At 67.5% G+C, this 17,622-nt stretch carries 20 protein-coding genes; 10 read left to right on the top strand and 10 right to left on the bottom strand.

Going from position 1 to position 17,622, the window contains the following annotated elements:
- The first annotated feature begins 61 nt into the window (after positions 1 to 61).
- A complete protein-coding gene (locus C5F75_RS10570; RefSeq protein ID WP_104012166.1) occupies positions 62 to 604 on the top strand; it encodes an aspartyl-tRNA synthetase in 543 nt (180 codons plus the stop codon).
- A gap of 163 nt (positions 605 to 767) precedes the next feature.
- Complete coding sequence (locus tag C5F75_RS10565) at positions 768 to 1,241, top strand: VOC family protein (RefSeq protein WP_104012165.1); 474 nt, start codon at positions 768 to 770, stop codon at positions 1,239 to 1,241.
- 81 nt (positions 1,242 to 1,322) lie between these two features.
- On the opposite strand, the gene C5F75_RS10560 is transcribed toward C5F75_RS10565, so the two are convergent.
- Positions 1,323 to 2,294, bottom strand: a complete 972-nt coding sequence (locus C5F75_RS10560; protein ID WP_104012164.1) for a GGDEF domain-containing protein — start codon at positions 2,292 to 2,294, stop codon at positions 1,323 to 1,325.
- Between the two features lie 259 nt (positions 2,295 to 2,553).
- On the opposite strand from C5F75_RS10560, the gene C5F75_RS10555 reads away from it, so the two are divergent.
- Positions 2,554 to 2,781: a hypothetical protein gene (locus tag C5F75_RS10555; protein ID WP_059638685.1), complete on the top strand. Its 228-nt coding sequence runs from the start codon at positions 2,554 to 2,556 to the stop codon at positions 2,779 to 2,781.
- Between the two features lie 153 nt (positions 2,782 to 2,934).
- Here the strand turns inward: C5F75_RS10555 and C5F75_RS10550 are convergent, their stop codons facing one another.
- On the bottom strand, positions 2,935 to 3,558 hold the full coding sequence (locus C5F75_RS10550) for a phospholipase D family nuclease (protein ID WP_059638683.1): 624 nt from the start codon (positions 3,556 to 3,558) through the stop codon (positions 2,935 to 2,937).
- 332 nt (positions 3,559 to 3,890) lie between these two features.
- Complete coding sequence (locus C5F75_RS10545; RefSeq protein WP_059638682.1) at positions 3,891 to 4,379, bottom strand: winged helix-turn-helix transcriptional regulator; 489 nt, start codon at positions 4,377 to 4,379, stop codon at positions 3,891 to 3,893.
- Positions 4,380 to 4,566: 187 nt separating this feature from the next.
- On the opposite strand from C5F75_RS10545, the gene C5F75_RS10540 reads away from it, so the two are divergent.
- Together C5F75_RS10540 and C5F75_RS10535 are read left to right on the top strand one after the other, a co-directional pair.
- Positions 4,567 to 5,004, top strand: a complete 438-nt coding sequence (locus C5F75_RS10540; protein ID WP_006484216.1) for a PaaI family thioesterase — start codon at positions 4,567 to 4,569, stop codon at positions 5,002 to 5,004.
- Between the two features lie 155 nt (positions 5,005 to 5,159).
- Positions 5,160 to 6,212, top strand: coding sequence for an NADP(H)-dependent aldo-keto reductase (locus tag C5F75_RS10535; protein ID WP_059584161.1), 1,053 nt, complete (start codon positions 5,160 to 5,162; stop codon positions 6,210 to 6,212).
- Positions 6,213 to 6,299: 87 nt separating this feature from the next.
- On the opposite strand, the gene C5F75_RS10530 is transcribed toward C5F75_RS10535, so the two are convergent.
- A complete protein-coding gene (locus C5F75_RS10530) occupies positions 6,300 to 7,586 on the bottom strand; it encodes an MFS transporter (RefSeq protein WP_059584158.1) in 1,287 nt (428 codons plus the stop codon).
- Positions 7,587 to 7,621: 35 nt separating this feature from the next.
- A complete protein-coding gene (locus C5F75_RS10525; protein ID WP_059584157.1) occupies positions 7,622 to 9,043 on the bottom strand; it encodes a M20 family metallopeptidase in 1,422 nt (473 codons plus the stop codon).
- A 162-nt stretch (positions 9,044 to 9,205) separates the two neighbouring features.
- Between C5F75_RS10525 and C5F75_RS10520 the strand changes: the two genes are divergently transcribed.
- The 4 genes from C5F75_RS10520 to C5F75_RS10505 all read left to right on the top strand — a co-directional run bounded on the left by C5F75_RS10520 (position 9,206) and on the right by C5F75_RS10505 (position 12,932).
- Positions 9,206 to 10,159, top strand: coding sequence for a LysR substrate-binding domain-containing protein (locus C5F75_RS10520; RefSeq protein ID WP_059584155.1), 954 nt, complete (start codon positions 9,206 to 9,208; stop codon positions 10,157 to 10,159).
- 64 nt (positions 10,160 to 10,223) lie between these two features.
- Positions 10,224 to 11,354 (top strand): tRNA 2-selenouridine(34) synthase MnmH, encoded by a 1,131-nt coding sequence (mnmH, locus tag C5F75_RS10515; RefSeq protein ID WP_059584154.1) that lies wholly within the window; start codon positions 10,224 to 10,226, stop codon positions 11,352 to 11,354.
- Positions 11,351 to 12,409: a permease gene (locus C5F75_RS10510; protein WP_059584152.1), complete on the top strand. Its 1,059-nt coding sequence runs from the start codon at positions 11,351 to 11,353 to the stop codon at positions 12,407 to 12,409. The genes mnmH and C5F75_RS10510 overlap by 4 nt, the downstream gene beginning before the upstream one ends.
- 100 nt (positions 12,410 to 12,509) lie before the next feature.
- Positions 12,510 to 12,932: a hypothetical protein gene (locus C5F75_RS10505; RefSeq protein ID WP_059584150.1), complete on the top strand. Its 423-nt coding sequence runs from the start codon at positions 12,510 to 12,512 to the stop codon at positions 12,930 to 12,932.
- A gap of 51 nt (positions 12,933 to 12,983) precedes the next feature.
- Here the strand turns inward: C5F75_RS10505 and C5F75_RS10500 are convergent, their stop codons facing one another.
- Positions 12,984 to 13,817, bottom strand: coding sequence for an ABC transporter permease (locus C5F75_RS10500; protein WP_104012163.1), 834 nt, complete (start codon positions 13,815 to 13,817; stop codon positions 12,984 to 12,986).
- 6 nt (positions 13,818 to 13,823) lie between these two features.
- Complete coding sequence (nodI, locus tag C5F75_RS10495; RefSeq protein ID WP_059584147.1) at positions 13,824 to 14,738, bottom strand: nodulation factor ABC transporter ATP-binding protein NodI; 915 nt, start codon at positions 14,736 to 14,738, stop codon at positions 13,824 to 13,826.
- 330 nt (positions 14,739 to 15,068) lie between these two features.
- On the opposite strand from nodI, the gene C5F75_RS10490 reads away from it, so the two are divergent.
- Positions 15,069 to 15,566, top strand: a complete 498-nt coding sequence (locus C5F75_RS10490) for a universal stress protein (RefSeq protein ID WP_059584146.1) — start codon at positions 15,069 to 15,071, stop codon at positions 15,564 to 15,566.
- Positions 15,567 to 15,653: 87 nt separating this feature from the next.
- Here the strand turns inward: C5F75_RS10490 and C5F75_RS10485 are convergent, their stop codons facing one another.
- From C5F75_RS10485 to lexA, 3 genes are read right to left on the bottom strand one after another with little or no spacing between them, the layout of a single operon-like run.
- Positions 15,654 to 16,373, bottom strand: coding sequence for a DUF2939 domain-containing protein (locus C5F75_RS10485; protein ID WP_059584144.1), 720 nt, complete (start codon positions 16,371 to 16,373; stop codon positions 15,654 to 15,656).
- 29 nt (positions 16,374 to 16,402) lie between these two features.
- On the bottom strand, positions 16,403 to 16,738 hold the full coding sequence (locus C5F75_RS10480; protein WP_006476078.1) for a hypothetical protein: 336 nt from the start codon (positions 16,736 to 16,738) through the stop codon (positions 16,403 to 16,405).
- Positions 16,739 to 16,763: 25 nt separating this feature from the next.
- Positions 16,764 to 17,411 (bottom strand): transcriptional repressor LexA, encoded by a 648-nt coding sequence (gene lexA, locus C5F75_RS10475; protein WP_006476077.1) that lies wholly within the window; start codon positions 17,409 to 17,411, stop codon positions 16,764 to 16,766.
- Between the last annotated feature and the right edge of the window lie 211 nt (positions 17,412 to 17,622).

Below are 17,622 nucleotides of genomic sequence, written 5' to 3'. Positions count from 1 at the left end.
GGAATCCTCACATGCCGGCCGCGTCGATGGGCCGGCGGCCGTCGGCACGAGCGGGCGTGCAATGATCGACGAGCAGAAACCAACGGATTCCGGCCGGCGCGTCGATCCCGACGCGGAAACGTTCATCGGCGCGTTGCCGGTCACGCTGGCAGTCGACAGCCGAAGCCTGAAAAGCAGGGCGATCGTGTGTGCGGGGCTGGCCGCGGCGAGCCTGTGCGGTTACGTGGCCGCGCCGGCGCTCTGGCCGGTGGCGGCGCTGGCCGCGTTGCTTGGGCTGGCTAGTGCGGCGTTGTTCGTGTCGTCGCGGCGCAAGCTCGCGCTGCAGATCGACGAGACGGGCTTCCGGCTGATCGGCGCCGCGCGCGAAAAACCCGTCACGCCGTGGCGGGACGTCACCGAATTCCGGATCGTCAGCGTCGCCGGGAATCATTACATCGGCTACCAGTTCTCCGCGCATTCGTCGCGCACGAAGGTGCCGGGTGGCGTGATGCTGCCGATCGCCCGGTTTGCCGATTTTCCGCTCGGCGCGGTGGCCGCGTTGCTTGAAGCCTGCCGTCGTCAGTTCGGCCTGCCGGACGAGCAGGCCGAGCGAACGGGCCGATGACGCCTGAAGCCGCGTTGTCCCGCGCCCCTGTCACACGAGCAAACAAAAAAATCCCGGGCGCCATGTCGATTTTCGCCGGAGTCGTCCGTCGTAGCATCGGAGGCGTGCGCAACGCGCGTCCGTCCCGATTTTCGATACGACAACCGACTGAAGGAGCGACACCATGCCCACGTCCGTCAAGCCGATCCCGGAAGGGATGCGCACGCTGACCCCGCACCTGATCTGTGCGGGTGCGACCGCAGCCATCGATTTCTACAAGCGCGCGTTCGACGCGACCGAACGATTCCGCCTCGCGATGCCCGACGGCCGGCTCGCGCATGCGTGCCTCGCGATCGGGGATTCGACGCTGATGCTGGTGGATGAGATGCCCGAGCACGGTGCGCTGGGGCCGAAGGCGCTGAAAGGCACGCCCGTCTGCCTGCATCTGTACGTGCCGGACACCGATGCGGCGATCCAGAAGGCGGTGGCAGCCGGCGCGACGGTCACGATTCCGGCCGCGGACATGTTCTGGGGCGATCGTTACGGGCAGGTCGAGGATCCGTTCGGGCATCGCTGGTCGCTGGCGACGCATCAGCGCGATCTGACACCCGAGCAGATCGCGGACGCCATGGCCAGCGCGCCGCCTTGCGGCAGTTGAACCGGCCCTCGTCGAACGACCGTGGGCGAGCGCGCTGCGCGGCGGCGCGATCTCGCCGCGGCCCGCGTGGCGCGTTCGCGGTCATGCGCCGGCCGTCTTGCCGCGCTGCTTGTGTTCGTACATCCGGCGATCGGCCGATGCCAGCAGGTCGGCGACGGTGCGATGGTATGCGGGATCGTAGGCAACGTGCCCGACGCTGAACCGGATCGCGTAGCCGCGTGCGTCGGCGGCGTTGCGCTGCGCGAGCGCCTGCGTGACGCGTTCGACGGGCTCGGCGACGTCGGCCGGATCGGTGGCGCTCAACAGTACGACGAACTCGTCGCCGCCGAGCCGTGCGATGACGTCGCTGTCGCGCAGCGCGCCCGTCAACGTTTCGGCGAACGCCTTGAGCGCGCGGTCGCCTTCGGCATGGCCGAAGCGGTCGTTGATCGCCTTGAAATCGTTCAGGTCGAAGAACAGCAGCACGGCGTGACGGCCGACGCGATCGCACAGCCTCAGCACGTGGCGGGCGAGAAGCTCGAAGCCGCGCCGGTTCGTCAGTTGCGTGAGTTCGTCGGTGGTCGCGAAATGCAGCGCGGCGATCTCGCGCTCGGTCATGTGGGCGAGATCGCCCAGCAGCGCGAGTTCGTCGGGTTCGAGCGAGCGGGGCCGCGTGTCGATCAGGCACAACGTGCCGATGGGGGCGCCGTTCGGTGCGGCGAGCGGCCGGCCGGCGTAGAAGCGGATGCCGGGCGCGCCGGTGACGAGCGGATTGTCGTGGAAGCGGTCGTCGTTCAGCGCGTCCTGGATCACCATCGTATCGGGCGCGAGCAGTGCGTGTGCGCAGAACGACACGTCGCGCGGCGTCTGTGCGGCGTCGAGGCCCGGATGACTTTTGAACCACTGGCGATTCTCGTCGACGAGGCTGACGAGGGCGATCGGGACGTCGAACAGCCGCCGCGCGAGGCGTGTCAGGCGATCGAAACGCTCTTCGGGCGGCGTATCGAGGATCGAAAGCGAATGAAGCGTATCGAGCCGGGCCGCCTCGTCGGCCGATTTCGGTGCGATTTGCATGGGCGTTGCCTCTTGTCCCGGCCGTCGGGCCGGTGATGGGTCGTACGCGGAACAGTATCGCGCATTCGTCGATGCATCGCCACGCTGCATGTTCGGCCACGGCGGTGACCGGGTTCGCGAGATTCGGTGACGATGCCGTGAAAGGCGCGTGTCAGCGGCCCGGGTTTCGTCCCGCTGCGGAACCGGGCACGCAATAACCTCAAGGCGCGCGTCGCCGCGCCGTAAACAGGACAAGTCCAATCGTTCATCCCATCGCACCATGGTTCGAATCCTGTACGCGGGCTATCTCGCGTTCGCGCTGTATTTCCTTTACCCGCTGGTTCAGAACACACTGACATTCAGCACCGATTGCGTGCGCAGTGCGCTGCCGATGGGCGCCCACGGCTTGTCGGCGAATTCGGCGAGCGGTGCGGACGGACATGCGAATCGCTGTGCGTCGAGCGCGCATGCCGGCGTCGCGACCGGCCGGGTGCCGGAGATCCATTGAGCATGGCGGCATCGCGCGTGACGGGCGCTTCGCGCAGCGGTGCACTGGCCATTCGGCCGAATTGAACATCGCGCCGCGCTCGCCGATCATCTGCACCATGGTGGCGGGAACGCGAGCGGACGAGCGCCGACGGGCGAAAGGGCGTGCGGCGCGTCAGTAGCTTGAGCGGTACGGCGTGCCCTGATCGAAGCGGCTTTGCCAGTGGGTGAGGTAGCGCGACGCGAGTTGCGGGTTGTTCCAGACCACGACGACGTTCTCGGAATTGCGGCTGGCCGCCGACGCACTGTAGTTGAACGAGCCTGTTTCGACGTGCTCGGCGTCGATCACGAGGTACTTGTCGTGATGGATCGCATAGGTGTCGATCGTGCGCGTCGGGATGCCCGCGTTGATGAGCAGGTTCAGTGCCTGCTTGCTGCTCTTTGCGCGGTTGCCCTTGTCGTCGACGACCACCGCGACATTGACGCCGCGGCGCTTGGCGGCAAGCAGTGCACGCGTGACGGGCGGCGACGTGAACGAGTAGGCGGCGACCCGGATCGAACTGCGCGCCGCGCCGATCGCTTTCAGCACGAGCGCCTCGGCGCCGCCGTCGGGCGAGAAGGCAGATTCGACGACCTGCGTCGCGGGGGCTTCGTGAGTCGGAGCCGGCAACCATCGCGACACGAGATCGATCGCCTGCTGAAGCAGCGATTCGCTTTGCGTCTTGCCGAAGGCGGCGAAGGGTGTGGCGAGCAGGGAAGCGGCGAGACAGGCGGCAGCGAGGCGATTGCGCGACAACATGTTGGACAGCGAATGATTTCGAGACAGCGGGCCGTGAGTGTAACGCACGCGTGGCGGCCCGGTCACGTGCGGATGCGAAGCGACGGGCCACGCGATGATCGGTAGGGGTGGAGAAGGGTGACGCAAAGTTGCGTTGTTCGGTCCGTGTGCGATCGGCGATCAACGGACAGGAGTAGGCCCGACGATTGTGTGCGTTTTGCGTGTACCGTTGCCGAGCACGCGCGTGCGAGCAATGCGCGCGCCCGGTCGGACGGGCGCCCAATCAATGCGGCCCGCGGCTCAGGCGTACGTCTGGCGGGCATGCCGCTCGGGCATCCGCACGCAACGCATCGTCAATCCGCCGCTGCACGCGCCCCGGCTTCGTCGGACGCGATCCAGCCGGGCCCGGGCTCGGGCTGCACGTCGCGAGCGTCGAGCGGTTCGCCGCAGGCCGAGCACACGGTGACCGCGTGCATCAACTGCCCGCAGGCCCGGTGGCGCAATTGCACCGGCGGACCGTGGCCATCGTCCTTCCAGCGATCGCCCCACGCCATCAGCGCGAGCAGGGCCGGGTAGAGGTCGAGGCCCTTTTCCGTCAGCCGGTATTCGAAGCGCGGCGGGCGTTCCTGATACGCGCGCTTGACCAGCACGCCTTCGTCGACGAGCCGCGCGAGCCGTTCGGCCAGCACGTGGCGCGTCAGGCCGAGCTGGGCCTGGAACGCATCGAAGCGGCGGCAGCCGAGGAAGGCGTTGCGCAGGATCAGCATGGTCCAGCGGTCGCCCAGCACGGCGAGCGTGCGGGCGACCGAACAGTTCAGCGTGCCGATGTCATCCCATTTCATCGTCGAGTCTCTTGCCTCTTGCGGCGGTCTTGCGGCGGTTCAGCGAAATAGCGGGTTCGATTATAGAACCCGCCTTCGGTCGCAACGGGCGCAGCCGCGTTGACAACGGCCGGCGTCGTTGACAATAATGAGTTCCAATTTAGAACTTACTCGCGCGGCGACGCGCTTTCAACCCGGAGACAACCCGATGAATCCGCTTTCCTTGTCTGGCCTCGATCTGCTGCGTGCCGCCGTGTCGGGCGACGCGCCCCTCGCGTCGATTTCCGAGACGATCCCGATGCGTCCGCTCGACGTCGAGCTCGGTTACGTGAAGTTCTCGGCGCGGGCGGACGGCCGGCACCTGAATCCGCTGGGCGGCGTGCACGGCGGGTTCGCCGCGACGGTGCTCGATTCGGTCACCGGGTGCGCGGTGCATTCGATGCTCGATGCGGGTGTCGGTTACGGCACCGTCGATCTGCACGTGAAGATGCTGCGGCCCGTGCCGCGCGACGTCGATCTGATCGCGGAAGGGCGGGTGATTCACCTGTCGCGTTCGCTGGGCGTCGCGGAGGGCACGCTGAAGACGCCGGACGACAAGATCGTCGCGCATGCGTCGGCGACCTGCTTCATCCAGCGGCCGCAGTAACCTGGGGCGGCCTCACGCTTGACGGAGCGGGCGAAGGAGCGCAGGAGCGTGCCGGGCGGCACCGCAGGCCGCTTGTAAGCATGTGCCGCGCCGGTCTGAAGCAGTCGCTCCAATGTGATAGCGTTCCTGCTTTCCACCGACGCGACAGGAACAGCATGGAATACCGCACACTCGGCGATTCGGGTATCGAGGTCAGCCTGATCGGTCTGGGCACGATGACGTGGGGCGAGCAGAATTCGGAGCGCGACGCGCACGAGCAGATCGACTACGCGCTCGGGCAGGGCGTGACGCTGATCGACGCCGCGGAGATGTATCCGGTGCCGCCGAAGCCCGACACCCAAGGCCGCACCGAACAATACATCGGCACCTGGATCGCGCGGCATCGCGCGCAGCGCGATCGCATCGTGCTCGCGACGAAGATTGCGGGGCCGGCGCGGCAGCCGCACAATCCACGCCATATTCGCGGCGAGGGCAACCAGTTCGACCGCAAGAACCTGACCGAAGCGCTCGACGGCAGCCTCAAGCGCCTGCAGACCGACTACGTCGATCTCTACCAGTTGCATTGGCCCGATCGCAGCACGACCACGTTCGGCCGGCCCGCGTATCCGTGGGTCGACGACGCGTACACGGTGCCGATCGAGGAAACGCTCGGCGTGCTCGCGGAATTCGTGAAGGCCGGCAAGGTGCGCGCGATCGGCGTGTCGAACGAAACGCCGTGGGGTGTCGCGCAGTTCCTGCGCGCGGCCGAAAGGCTCGGGCTGCCGCGCATCGCCAGCATCCAGAATCCGTACAGCCTGCTGAACCGCACGTTCGAGAACGGGCTGTCGGAGTTTACGCATCGCGACGGCGTCGGTCTGCTCGCGTATTCGCCGCTCGCGTTCGGCTGGCTGTCCGGCAAGTACGAGAACGGCGCGCGTCCGGCCGGCGCACGCATCACGCTGTTCGAGCGTTTCCAGCGCTACAGCAAGCCGCAGGCCGTCGAGGCGACGTCGCGCTATGTCGCGCTCGCGCGACGTCACGGGCTGTCGCCCGCGCAACTGGCGCTCGCGTTCGTCAACAGCCGCCCGTTCGTGCGCAGCAACCTGGTCGGCGCGACGTCGCTCGAGCAGTTGAAGGAGAACATCGGCAGCATCGACGTGACGCTGTCCGACGAGATCCTCGCCGAGATCGACGCGTTGCACGAACGGCAGCCGAATCCGGCGCCGTAAGCGGCGCGCGGCCCGCGCGGCAGCGATGCCGCGACGGGCCGCATCGGGCGGTTTCGACGGCGCCGCGCCGCGCCGTCGTTGCTCGCGTCAGCGCATCTTCAGCCGCGTGCGTGCGACGAACAGCGCGGCGAGGCTCAGCAGCGCACATCCGATCAGATAGAGCGCCGGCGACAGCCGGTTGCCGGTCGCGCTGATCAGCCAGGTGATGACGAACGGCGCGAAGCCGCCGAACAGCGTGACGCCGGTGTTGTAGCTGACCGCGAGCCCGGTGGCGCGCGTCTGCGACGGGAACAGTTCGGCCATCAGTGCCGGCAGCGCGCCGCAGTACATCGCCTTCAGCGCGCCGATCCAGACCAGTGCGGCGAGCATCGTCGCGAACGACGCGTGGCGCGTGAGCCATGCGAACGTCGGCCACACGGTCACGAGCATCAGCACGGCCGCGACCGCCATCATGCGGATCCGCCCGGTGCGGTCGGACAGATGGCCGACGACCGGCGTGACGAGCGTGAGCACGAAGCCGGTCGCGAGCGTCGCCGCGAAGCCGGTCGATGCCGGCAGCCCGAGCTGCTTGATCGCATAGGTCGGCATGTACAGGATCATGTAGTTGATCGCGGTCGAGATCACGAGCACGCCGATCGACAGCAGCAGCCGCACCTTCTGGCCCGCGAACAGCTCGCGCACCGGCGCCTCGGAGCGTGCCTGCGTCTTGAATTCGACGCCTTCGTCGACGTAGCGGCGGATGTACAGCCCGACCGGGCCGATCGCCAGCCCGAACAGGAACGGCACGCGCCAGCCCCAGCTTTCGAGTTGCGCGGAGGTCAGCGTGGCCGTCAGCAGCGCGCCGAAGCCCGACGCGAGCAACGTCGCGAGGCCCTGGCTCGCGAACTGCCAGCTCGACATGAAGCCGCGCCGCTGCGGCGCGTGCTCGACGAGAAATGCGGTCGAACTCGCGAATTCGCCGCCGGCGGAAAAGCCCTGCATCAGCCGCGACAGCATGATCCCGAGCGGCGCGAGAATGCCGATCGATGCGTAGGTCGGCATCAGCGCGATCAGCAGCGTGCCGGCCATCATCATCGCGATCGACAGCAGCAGCGACGCCTTGCGGCCCGCGCGATCCGCGTACGCGCCGAGCACGAAGCCGCCGATCGGCCGGATCAGGTAGGACAGCCCGAACGTGCCGAGCGTCAGCATCAGCGACGTCGCTTCGCTCGTGGCCGGGAAGAACAGCTTGGCGATCGTCACCGCGAAGAAGCCGTAGACGATCAGGTCGAACCATTCGAGCGCGTTGCCGATCGACGCCGCGAAGATGATGCGCCGGATTTGCGCGGCGCTGGGGCGCGCGGCGTCCTGTGAGGTCAGGGTGGTCGTATTCATCGTGTGTGCAGGTCCCGTGAAAGGGGCGAAGCGCGTTACAGGGCGGCGCCGGCCGCGGCGGATGCCGCGCGGCGAACGGGCGGCGCGTTCTCGCCGAGATCCCAGAAGAGGCCGGCCATCATCTGCAGCCCCTCGCTGACGACGCTCGCGAGCAGGTGCTCGTCGGGCGCGTGCTGCGAGCACGCCGGGTACGAGTGCGGCACCCACAGCGTCGGCAGCCCGAGCGTGTCGGCAAACACCTCGTTCGGCAGCGTGCCGCCGAGATTCGGCAGGATCGCGGGCTTCTTGCCGGTGGTGCGCGCGAGCGACGCGACGGCCCAGCGGACCCACGGATCGTCCGGCGGCACGCGCGTCGCCGGTGCGCCGCGTTCGACGTCGATCTCGATGTCGGCGAAGCCGTGCGCATCGAGATGCGCGCGCAGGTGTGCTTGCACCGCTTCCCAGTCGGTGCCGACGACGAAGCGCAACTGGCAGTGCGCGTACGCGGCGGGCGGGATCGCGTTGACGGGATGCTCCGGATTGCCGGCCTTGAACGCGAGGATCTCGAACGTGTTCCAGCCGAACACGCGCTCGGCCGCGGACAGGCCGGGCTCGCCCCAGTCGGCGTCGAGCGCCGGGTCGCCGGGGCCGCCGCCGACGGAAAGATCGGCGAGCGCGTCGCGCACCGCGGCCGGGATCGGCGGCGGGCGCAACCCGTCGACGCGAATCGCGCCGCGCGCGTCGACGAGGCTCGCGAGCGCATGCGCGAGCACGATCGCCGGGTTGCGCAGCAGTCCGCCCCAGTTGCCCGAGTGATGCGCGCCGTCGCGGGCGCGCAGGCTCAGCTTGAAGTTGACCGAGCCGCGCGAGCCAAGAAATACCGTCGGGCGCGCGGCGGCAATGCGCGGGCCGTCGGACGCAATCAGCACGTCGGCCGCGAGCGCGTCGCGCTCCTGGTGGCACAGCGCGTCGAGGCCCGGAGACCCGGTTTCCTCGCCCATCTCGATCAGCAGCTTCGCATTGAAGCCGAGCCGGCCGCCGCGTGCTTCGAGCACGCTCGCCAGCGCGGCCAGGTTGATCGTGTGCTGGCCCTTGTTGTCGGCGCTGCCGCGGCCGTACCAGCGGTCGCCGTCGGCCGTCAGCGTCCACGGCGACAGCGGCGCGCGCCACTGCGCGTCGTAGCCGCGCACGACGTCGCCGTGGCCGTAGATCAGCACGGTCGGCAGCGCGTCGTCTTCGTGGCGCGACGCGAGCAGGAACGGCCCGCCGCCAGCGACGGGGTTGTCGACGATCCGCGACGTGAAGCCGAGGCGTGCAGCCTCGGGCGCGATTTCGTCGGTCAGATAGGCGCGCAGCGCGGCTTCGCTGCCGCTTTCCTGGCTTTCGGTGCGCAGGCCGACGCGGCGGCTCAGGGTCGTGAAGAACGCACCGGATTCGAACTGGTTCAGCGCGTGCTGGATGGCGGCGGTACGGCTCAAGTCGGGTCTCCTCGGTCGGGTTCGCCGTGCGCGGGCGCGCAGGCAGCGTGAAGTGCGATCGATTCTAGAAAGCCGGTTTTTTTGTCACAATGATCGAATTTCGAACCTTTCTTTGCCGAAAAGGCAAAGCAGCGCGGCCGGATGCGGCGCGGAGACAGAACGATGGCGGCTTTCCTGCATGGCCTGGCATTGCGATATTTCGTCGAGGTGGCGCGTACCGGGTCGATCAGCGACGCGTCCGCGCGGCTGCACGTGGCCGTATCGGCAATCAGCCGCCAGATCGCGAAGCTGGAGAGCGGGCTCGGCGCGCCGCTGTTCGAGCGGCGGCCGCGCGGGATGGCGTTGTCGGAGGCGGGAGAGCGGTTGCTGGCGTTCGCGCAGCGCAGCCTGCTGGAGGCCGAGCACGTGATGAAGGACATCGGCGGGCTCGACGCGCTGCACGGCAGCCTGCTGAAGATCGCGTGCTCGGAAGGGTTCGCGATCGATTTCCTGCCCGGCGTGCTCGCGAGCTTCAAGGCGCGCCACCCGGGCGTCGATTTCATCGTGTGGGTCGTGTCGCCGGCGGACGCGACCCGGCGCGTGCGCGACGGCGATGCGGACATCGCATTGACCTTCAGCCTCGCGCCGGAGAAGGGCGTGCGCGTCGACCACACCGAGCGCGCGCCGGTCTTTGCGCTGGTCCGGCACGATCATCCGCTCGCGGCGCGCGACGCGGTGTCGCTTGCCGATGTCGCCCGGTACGCGCACGTGCTGCCCGAGGCCGGCACGACGGTGCGGCAGCTGATCGACATCGCGTGCGCGCTCGACGGGCTGCTGCTCGAGCCCGAGCTGACGAGCAACAATACCGCGGCGATGTACGGCTACGCGCGGCGCACGGGCGCGGTGATGTTCACGGGGCTGTTGTCGGTGCGCGGCCGCTCCGAGGCGGACGGCTTCGTCGTCGTGCCCGTGACCAATCCGCAACTGCGCGAACGCAGCATCCAGGTGCAGACGATGGCGGGGCGCGATCTGCCCGCGTCGGTGCGCGCGTTCCGCGACCATCTGATCGACGCGATGCAGGCCGCTTCGTCGCCGCCGACCGCCGCGCGAGGCCCGGGACGCCGGCCCGTGAGATAATCGTCAATCCGCCTTCCGCGCCCATGCGGCTTCTCGAGCCGCATCGCCCCTGTTCGACGCCAAATTGAAGAACCTGATTGTCACCCTCGATCGCGCCGGCGAGTTCGACGAGATCATCGACGTGCGCACGCCGCTCGAGTTCGCCGAGGACCATATCCCCGGCGCGCTGAACGCGCCCGTGCTCGGCAACGAGGAGCGCGTGCTCGTCGGCACGATGTACCGGCAGGTGTCGCCGTACGAGGCGACGCGCGTCGGCGCGGCAATGGTGGCGCGCAACATCGCGCGCCATCTCGACACGACGTTCGCGGACCGTCCGCGCAACTGGCGGCCGCTGATCTACTGCTGGCGCGGCGGCAAGCGTTCGGGCTCGATGACGACCTGGTTCAACCTGATCGGCTGGAAGGCGCGCCAGCTCGACGGCGGCTACAAGGCGTACCGCCGGTCGGTGTGCGCGACGCTCGATTCGCTGCCTACACGCTTTCGCTACATCGCGCTCGTCGGCCATACGGGCTGCGGCAAGACGCGCCTGCTGAACGCGCTGGGCGACGTGGGCGCGCAGACGCTCGATCTGGAAGCGCTCGCGTGTCATCGCGGCTCGCTGCTCGGCGCGCTGCCGGGCAAGCCGCAGCCGGCGCAGAAGGGCTTCGATTCGGGGCTCGTCGAGGCGCTCGGACGCTTCGACCCCCAATGGCCGGTGTTCGTCGAGTCGGAAAGCCGCAGGATCGGGCTCGTGCAGTTGCCGATCGCGCTGATCGAGGCATTTCACGCGGGGCCGTGGGTTCAGGTCGAAGCCGCCCACGACGAGCGGATCGCGTTCCTTCTCGACGATTACGCCCATCTGTTCGACGCGCCGGACGCGTTCAAGGCGCAGCTTCATCGGCTGATCGGCCTGCACAGCCGCGAAGCGGTGACGCGCTGGAAGGGGCTGATCGATGCCGGCGCGCGAGCCGAATTGTTCACGGAACTGATCGACAGGCATTACGATCCCGCCTATGCGCGCACTTACCGCGCGACGTACAACAAGCCGAACCGGGTGCTGACGTTCACGTTCCGGCCCAACGCGGCCGACGTGCACGATCAGGCGCGCACGCTGCTGGCCGAACTCGCGCAAGCCGGGCTGCCCGCATCGGCCGCATTTGCGGCCGGCACGACATCCGAAATCGATAAAAACCACTCGACGACCATCACACGATGACGACCACACGCACCCAACCCAACCCGGCCCTCGGCTGGATGACCTTCCTGCTGATCGCGGTCGCGGGACTGTTCTACGTAAAATGGTTTCCGTACTACAACAAGGCGTTCGTTGCCGCCGAGCACCATTCGATCGGCCAGTCGATCCTGATGGGCACGTCGGCGGCCGCGCCCGAGCCGTCGCTGAAGGCGGCGCTCGACTACGCGTGGGCATACGGCAAGGCGATCTGGCAGGCGATGGTGCTGGGCCTGCTGCTCGGCTCGGCCGTGCAGGCGCTGCTGCCCGCGCACTGGGTGGCGCGCGTGCTCGGTCGCACGGGTTTCGGCAGCGTCGCCGCGGGCGGGCTGCTGTCGCTGCCCGGGATGATGTGCACGTGCTGCGCGGCGCCGGTCGTCGCGGGCCTGCGTGCGCGTCATGCGTCGCCGGGCGGCGCGGTCGCGTTCTGGCTCGGCAACACGGTGCTGAACCCGGCGGCGCTGGTGTTCATGGGCTTCGTGCTCGGCTGGCACTGGAGCGCGCTGCGCCTCGTGCTCGGCATCGCGATGGTGTTCGGGATCGGCTATCTGCTGAATCGCGTCGCACGTCCCGAAGACCGCAGCATCGACGATGCGCAGCTTGCCGCGCTGGCGGCCGAACAGGCCGCGGCCGGCAATCCGTTCGTCCGCTGGATGAAGCTGCTCGCACGCATGGCCGTGCGGCTCGTGCCCGAATACATCGTGCTCGTGCTGCTGCTCGGCGCCGCGCGCGCGTGGCTGTTTCCGCATATCGGCCCGGACATCGGCAATCAGCTCGGCTGGATCGTCGCATTCGCGGTCGCGGGCATGTTGTTCGTGATTCCGACGGCCGGCGAGGTGCCGATCATCCAGGCCATGCTGTCGCTCGGCATGGGCGTCGGTCCGGCCGCCGCGCTGCTGATGACGCTGCCGCCGATCAGCGTGCCGTCGCTCGCGATGCTCGCGCGTTCGTTCAAGCCGTACATGCTGGCGATCGTCGCGACGCTCGTCGTCGTATTCGGGATCGTGAGCGGCTTGCTCGCGATCGCGTTCGGGTTCTGACGCGCGCAACGGCGCGCCCGTCGCGCGCCATCGTCGTATTCACCCGGCGCCGCCGCTTCATGCGTGCGGCGCCCTTTACAAGAAGCAAACAGGAAAACGCATGACCCAACCGAAGATTCATCCTCGACTCGAAAAGGCGCTGACGCGCGGCGATCTCGCGATTCGTCAGGCCAATTCCGCGCGGGCGACGGCCGTGCTGCACGCACTCGGCACGATGATCATCGAGGCCTCCGCCACGATCGGTGTCGAGGCCAGTATCGACATTCCGCAGGGCGATCGCATTTACGATCCCGTCAACGGCCTGTGGCCGCAGAAGATGCTGGTGTCGTTCGACGGCCCGGTGGACGAAGCCGACAAGGAAGAGCTGCGCACGGTGTATCTGGTGGCCGACGATCCGGGCACGCAGTTCCGCGTGGAATGGCATCGCGCGGACGGCAAGCTCGGCCGCCACGAAGGCGGCCCGCTCGCGACCGTCGCGTTCCTGACCGACGTCGAAATTCCGTGGAGCGACGACGACGAGTAACGTCGTCGCATTTGGCCGGCGGCCGGTGCGTGGTGCCCGACGCGCCGGCCGTCAGCGCATCATCCGCCGCCGGAACAGCCACGCGGACAGCAGGAATCCGCCGACCGCGTAGCCGGCGAGCACCGCGACGTGCAGCGCGATGTCGGTCGCCGACCGGCCGAGCATCGCAGGCCGGATCAGCTCGACCGCATTCGCAAGCGGCAGCGCCTGCGCCGCATGCCGCGCGATCGGCGGCAACTGCGTGATCGGGAAGAACACGCCCGACAGCAGCAGCATCGGCGTCAGCACGAGCGTCTGATAGAACATGAAGAAATCGTAGGATGGCGCGAGCGCCGTGACGATCATCGCGATGCTGGCGAACGCGAGACCGGCCAGCGCGATCACCGGCAGCACCGCGAGCATCGACGGAAAGCGTGCATAGCCGAGCACGCCCGCGACGAGCATGATCGCGCCCCCCGACAGCATCGCCTTGCTGGCCGCCCACACGATTTCGCCGAGCACGATGTCGCCGAGCGCGAGCGGCGTATGCATGATCGCTTCCCACGTGCGCTGCACGTGCATCCGCGAGAAACCCGAATACATCGACTCGAAGCTCGCGGACATCATCACGCTCGAGCCGACCGTGCCGGCCGCGAGGAATGCGATATACGACACGCCGTCGACATGGCCGAGCATCAGGCCGAGCCCGAAACCCAGCCCGAACAGATAGATCATCGGATCGGCAAGATTGCCGAACATCGACGCGAGCGCGAGCTTGCGCCACACGAGGTAGTTGCGTCGCCAGACGGCGACCCAGTTGCCTGCATTGGCCGGCATCGCGATCGCGAAGCGTGATTCGCGCGGCGGGGCCGACGGCGTGGTGGCGGAATAGTTGCGGACGTCCATGGTCGTTCAGTCCTGCATCTCGCGGCCGGTGAGCCGCAGGAACACATCTTCCAGATTGGCGGGGCGATGCAGATAGCGCAATCCTGTGCGGCCCTTGAGGCGCGCGCCGAGCGGTTCGGGATCGGTCACATAGCAGAACAGCGTCTCGCCGCTGATCTCGGTGCGCTTCGCGAAGGCCGACAACTCGTCGCGCAGCGCGGCCGGATCGGGCCCGTAGATCTCGATCACGTCGCAACCGATCTCCGATGCGATCAGGGCATGCGGCGCGCCTTCGGCGATCTTGCGGCCTTGCTCGATCACGCACAGCCGATCGCACAGACGCTCGGCTTCTTCCATGAAATGCGTGGTGATCAGGATCGTCTTGTCGCGCGCGAGCAGCGAACGCAGCCGCTCCCACATCAGATGCCGCGCCTGCGGATCGAGGCCCGTCGTCGGCTCGTCGAGCACGAGCACGTCGGGATCGTTGACGAGCGCGCGGGCGAGCGTGAGGCGACGCTTCATGCCGCCCGACAACTCGCCCACCTTCGCATCGGCCTTGTTCTCGAGCTTCGCGAATTCGAGCAGCGGCGGCACGAGCGCGCGTGCCGCCTGCGCCGACATCCCGAAATAGCGGCTGAACACGAGCAGGTTTTCCCGGACCGTGAAGTCCGGATCGAGATTGTCGAACTGCGGGACGACGCCGACGCGCTGGCGTGCATGTCGGGCACGCGATGGAACCGGTTCGCCGCACAGCGAAATGGTGCCGGCATCGGGATGCGCGAGGCCGAGCAGCATCTTCAGCGTCGTGGTCTTGCCGGCGCCGTTCGGGCCGAGCAGGCCATAGCATTCGCCGGCCTTCACGTGGAAGGACAGGCCGTTGACGACGAGCTTGTCGCCATAGCGTTTTTCGACGTTGCGGAAATCGATCGGTGCGACGGACATGGGCGCTTGTCGTTGTAAGCGGGCGTGTGCTGCTGCCCCGTGCGTGGCCGGTTTCCGAACGGATCGCACGAATCCGTGTCACACGGGCGTGACCGAAGCGCACGATGCCGGCGCGACGCGGCTCGCTGGTGTACGAATGGGCCATTCTAGTGCATCGGCTGCGTCGCTTCAGGGCACGCCCGCCCGGTGCGATGCATGTGCGCACCGATCATGCACCGCATCATCGCGCACGCGCGACGCGGGGCGAATCAGCGTTTTCCATCCCTTGCGTCCTGAATTGCGGCGCACCATGATGAATGCGTCGGCTCGTTGTCGCGATAGGGAGGCTTCATGGCTAGCTACAACAAGATTTTGCTGTGTTACGACGGCACGCTCGAAGGGCGCAAGGCACTACGCTGCGGAGCCAATCTCGCAATGGACCTGAAGGCGGAAACGCATTTGCTGTCGGTCGTCGACATGCGTTCGAGCATTGCGCAAAGCGCCGGCTTGCTGACCGATGTCGCATGCGGCCGCTTCGAGGAAACCGCGCGCGAAATCCTGCAGGAAGGCGTGAACTGGCTGCGCGAGCGCGGTGTGCAAGCCGAGGGCCATTTCGCCTTCGGTTATCCGATCGACGAAATCGCGAATCTCGCGTCGGAGCTGAAGGTCGACCTCGTCGTCGTCGGCCACCGGTGCCGCAGCGGATTGTCGAGATGGTGGATGGGCTCGGGCAATACGCAACTGCTCGATCGCGTGAACTGCAGCATTCTGGTGGCGTGTTCGTCGGCGGAAGAGCAGAAGGCCGAAATCGCGCGCGAGCGCGAGGCGGCCATGGCGACCGGCCAATGATCTAAAGACTGGATGACGACCTGACTGGCGATGCATGCCGGTCAGGCATCGCGCTGGATCGGCGGAGCGGGCGTCCAGCGCGGCCTGCTATGCATGCAGGTCGATCCCGGACAATTTCCACGAGAACAGCCCGAAGCGGTGAAAGATCGCCGCATAGCGCGTGCCGTCGGCGCCGCGCTGATACGTGACGACGAATTCATCGATATTTCGGTAGCCCGCGCTGGTTTGTTGCTGGCGCGGCGCTTGCGTTGCTTCGCTCGGGCTGGCCGGTGCGGCCGGCGCGGGGGCCGGCGACGATGCCGCCGAAGCGGCCGCGGTGCCGCCCGGTACGCCGTTACTTGCCGGCGCCGGATGGGCGGGTGGCGCGGCAGGCGTGTTGCCGGGCGCATTGCCCGCCGGCGGCTGATTCGACCAGTCAGGCGGACGCTCGCCCGGATTGCCGCGCGGCGGCAATCCACTCATCAGCGCGGCGACGCCTTCCGGGGTCGCGTACGCATCGACGAGCGGGCCGATCAGCGCGGACCCGATCAACGCGCCGATCACCGCGAACGGATTGTCCTTTTTTACGGCGTCGACGCGGCGCATCAATTCTTCCGTGACCTGCTGCTTCAGGCTGATGCGCAGCGACGGAAAGTCCACATATTCGCTGATCGCCTGCGCGTCGCGCGCATCGATCGCCGATTTCAGGCGGCCGAGCGCGACATACGGCGACGCGTACCCATAGCCGAGCGCCGCAATAACAGCGACGACGAGCGCGACGATCAACAGGGGCTTGAGTCGCCATGCACGGCGCGACGAACCAGTCACGTTGCCTCCGGTGCGGGAAGGTTCCGCAATCAGAGACCGCCCGGCGTGGCCGATCGTTCCTCCGCGATGCAGCGATCGATCATCCGGCAAACGGCGTCGATCGTGCCCACCATGATCAGGCGCGAACGACCGTGATAGACGCGCACCGGCGCGCGACGCGCGGGTTCCGCGTGATTCAGGCCAGCGTTCAGCGATACGCGCGCGAACGCGGGGAGCGCTGACGGCAGCAGGGACGCCTGCCGTTCGACTGCGACTTCTTCTTGCACGGGCGCCGCCGCGGACAGCGGAGCGCAGGGCGTGCGGCCGCGCAGATGACGCAGGCGACCGAATTGACGGAAAGGCAGCAGGCGGGCAAGGCGTTCCATGATGTTCTCCTAGCGAGACGGAATGTCAGAGTTCGCCCGAGCGGATCAGCCCGACGGCGATGCCTTCCAGCGCGAAATCCGCGCTGCCGGCCTTGACGAAGATGTTTTCGTAATCCGGGTTCTCCGCGATCAGCTCGAGGCCGCCGGGCCGGCGCATCAGGCGCTTGACCGTGACGTCGTCGCCCAGGCGCGCGACGATGATCTGGCCGTCCTTCGCTTCCGTGCGCTTCTGCACGGCGAGGAGGTCGCCGTCGAGAATGCCGGCGTCGCGCATCGACAGCCCGCGTACCTTCAGCAGGTAGTCGGGCTTGCTGGTGAACAGCGCGGGATCGCACGCGTAGTGCTGCGAGATGTGCTCCTGCGCAAGGATCGGGCTACCGGCCGCGACGCGGCCGACGAGCGGCAGCGACAGTTGCATCAGGCCGGCGTGCGGCAGCGTGAACTGATGCGGGGCGTCGTCGATGCCGAGCAGCCGGATGCCGCGCGATGCGCCCGCGGCCAGCTCGATCACGCCCTTGCGCGCCAGCGCACGCAGGTGCTCCTCGGCCGCATTCGGCGAGCTGAAGCCCAGTTCGGCCGCGATCTCGGCACGGGTGGGCGGGAATCCGGAGCGCTCGATCGCGCGGCGGATCAAGTCGAACACTTGCTGCTGACGGGCGGTGAGTTTGGTCATGGCTCAACTGTATGGATAGACAGTGAGCTGTATTTTTATACAGTACTTCGTGAATTTCAAGTGTTACTTGAGGTTCGACGCGATTGCGTCGATTCCGGCGTGATTTCGCGACGCCCGGACGCCGGTTTGTCCGCCGCAACCGTCCGTCCCGTATGCGTTAGCACTTTTGAGTATTAAAAAATGAGGAAGGATTATTTTTAATCATGTAACC

Source organism: Burkholderia anthinoferrum, from assembly GCF_002925705.1.
GTDB lineage: Bacteria > Pseudomonadota > Gammaproteobacteria > Burkholderiales > Burkholderiaceae > Burkholderia > Burkholderia semiarida.
The sequence above is the reverse complement of the archived record's forward strand: the minus strand, read 5'-3'. Positions and strand labels throughout refer to the sequence as shown.

What these genes read in the sequence shown, in the direction of transcription:
- C5F75_RS10560 (WP_104012164.1), bottom strand. Translation starts at nt 2,294, where the DNA reads ATGCAAATCGCACCGAAATCGGCCGACGAGGCGGCCCGGCTCGATACG.
- C5F75_RS10540 (WP_006484216.1), top strand. Translation starts at nt 4,567, where the DNA reads ATGAATCCGCTTTCCTTGTCTGGCCTCGATCTGCTGCGTGCCGCCGTG.
- C5F75_RS10505 (WP_059584150.1), top strand. Translation starts at nt 12,510, where the DNA reads ATGACCCAACCGAAGATTCATCCTCGACTCGAAAAGGCGCTGACGCGC.
- nodI (WP_059584147.1), bottom strand. Translation starts at nt 14,738, where the DNA reads ATGTCCGTCGCACCGATCGATTTCCGCAACGTCGAAAAACGCTATGGC.
- C5F75_RS10565 (WP_104012165.1), top strand. Translation starts at nt 768, where the DNA reads ATGCCCACGTCCGTCAAGCCGATCCCGGAAGGGATGCGCACGCTGACC.
- C5F75_RS10510 (WP_059584152.1), top strand. Translation starts at nt 11,351, where the DNA reads ATGACGACCACACGCACCCAACCCAACCCGGCCCTCGGCTGGATGACC.
- C5F75_RS10490 (WP_059584146.1), top strand. Translation starts at nt 15,069, where the DNA reads ATGGCTAGCTACAACAAGATTTTGCTGTGTTACGACGGCACGCTCGAA.
- C5F75_RS10570 (WP_104012166.1), top strand. Translation starts at nt 62, where the DNA reads ATGATCGACGAGCAGAAACCAACGGATTCCGGCCGGCGCGTCGATCCC.
- C5F75_RS10480 (WP_006476078.1), bottom strand. Translation starts at nt 16,738, where the DNA reads ATGGAACGCCTTGCCCGCCTGCTGCCTTTCCGTCAATTCGGTCGCCTG.
- C5F75_RS10520 (WP_059584155.1), top strand. Translation starts at nt 9,206, where the DNA reads ATGGCGGCTTTCCTGCATGGCCTGGCATTGCGATATTTCGTCGAGGTG.
- lexA (WP_006476077.1), bottom strand. Translation starts at nt 17,411, where the DNA reads ATGACCAAACTCACCGCCCGTCAGCAGCAAGTGTTCGACTTGATCCGC.
- C5F75_RS10555 (WP_059638685.1), top strand. Translation starts at nt 2,554, where the DNA reads ATGGTTCGAATCCTGTACGCGGGCTATCTCGCGTTCGCGCTGTATTTC.
- C5F75_RS10530 (WP_059584158.1), bottom strand. Translation starts at nt 7,586, where the DNA reads ATGAATACGACCACCCTGACCTCACAGGACGCCGCGCGCCCCAGCGCC.
- C5F75_RS10545 (WP_059638682.1), bottom strand. Translation starts at nt 4,379, where the DNA reads ATGAAATGGGATGACATCGGCACGCTGAACTGTTCGGTCGCCCGCACG.
- C5F75_RS10550 (WP_059638683.1), bottom strand. Translation starts at nt 3,558, where the DNA reads ATGTTGTCGCGCAATCGCCTCGCTGCCGCCTGTCTCGCCGCTTCCCTG.
- C5F75_RS10500 (WP_104012163.1), bottom strand. Translation starts at nt 13,817, where the DNA reads ATGGACGTCCGCAACTATTCCGCCACCACGCCGTCGGCCCCGCCGCGC.
- C5F75_RS10535 (WP_059584161.1), top strand. Translation starts at nt 5,160, where the DNA reads ATGGAATACCGCACACTCGGCGATTCGGGTATCGAGGTCAGCCTGATC.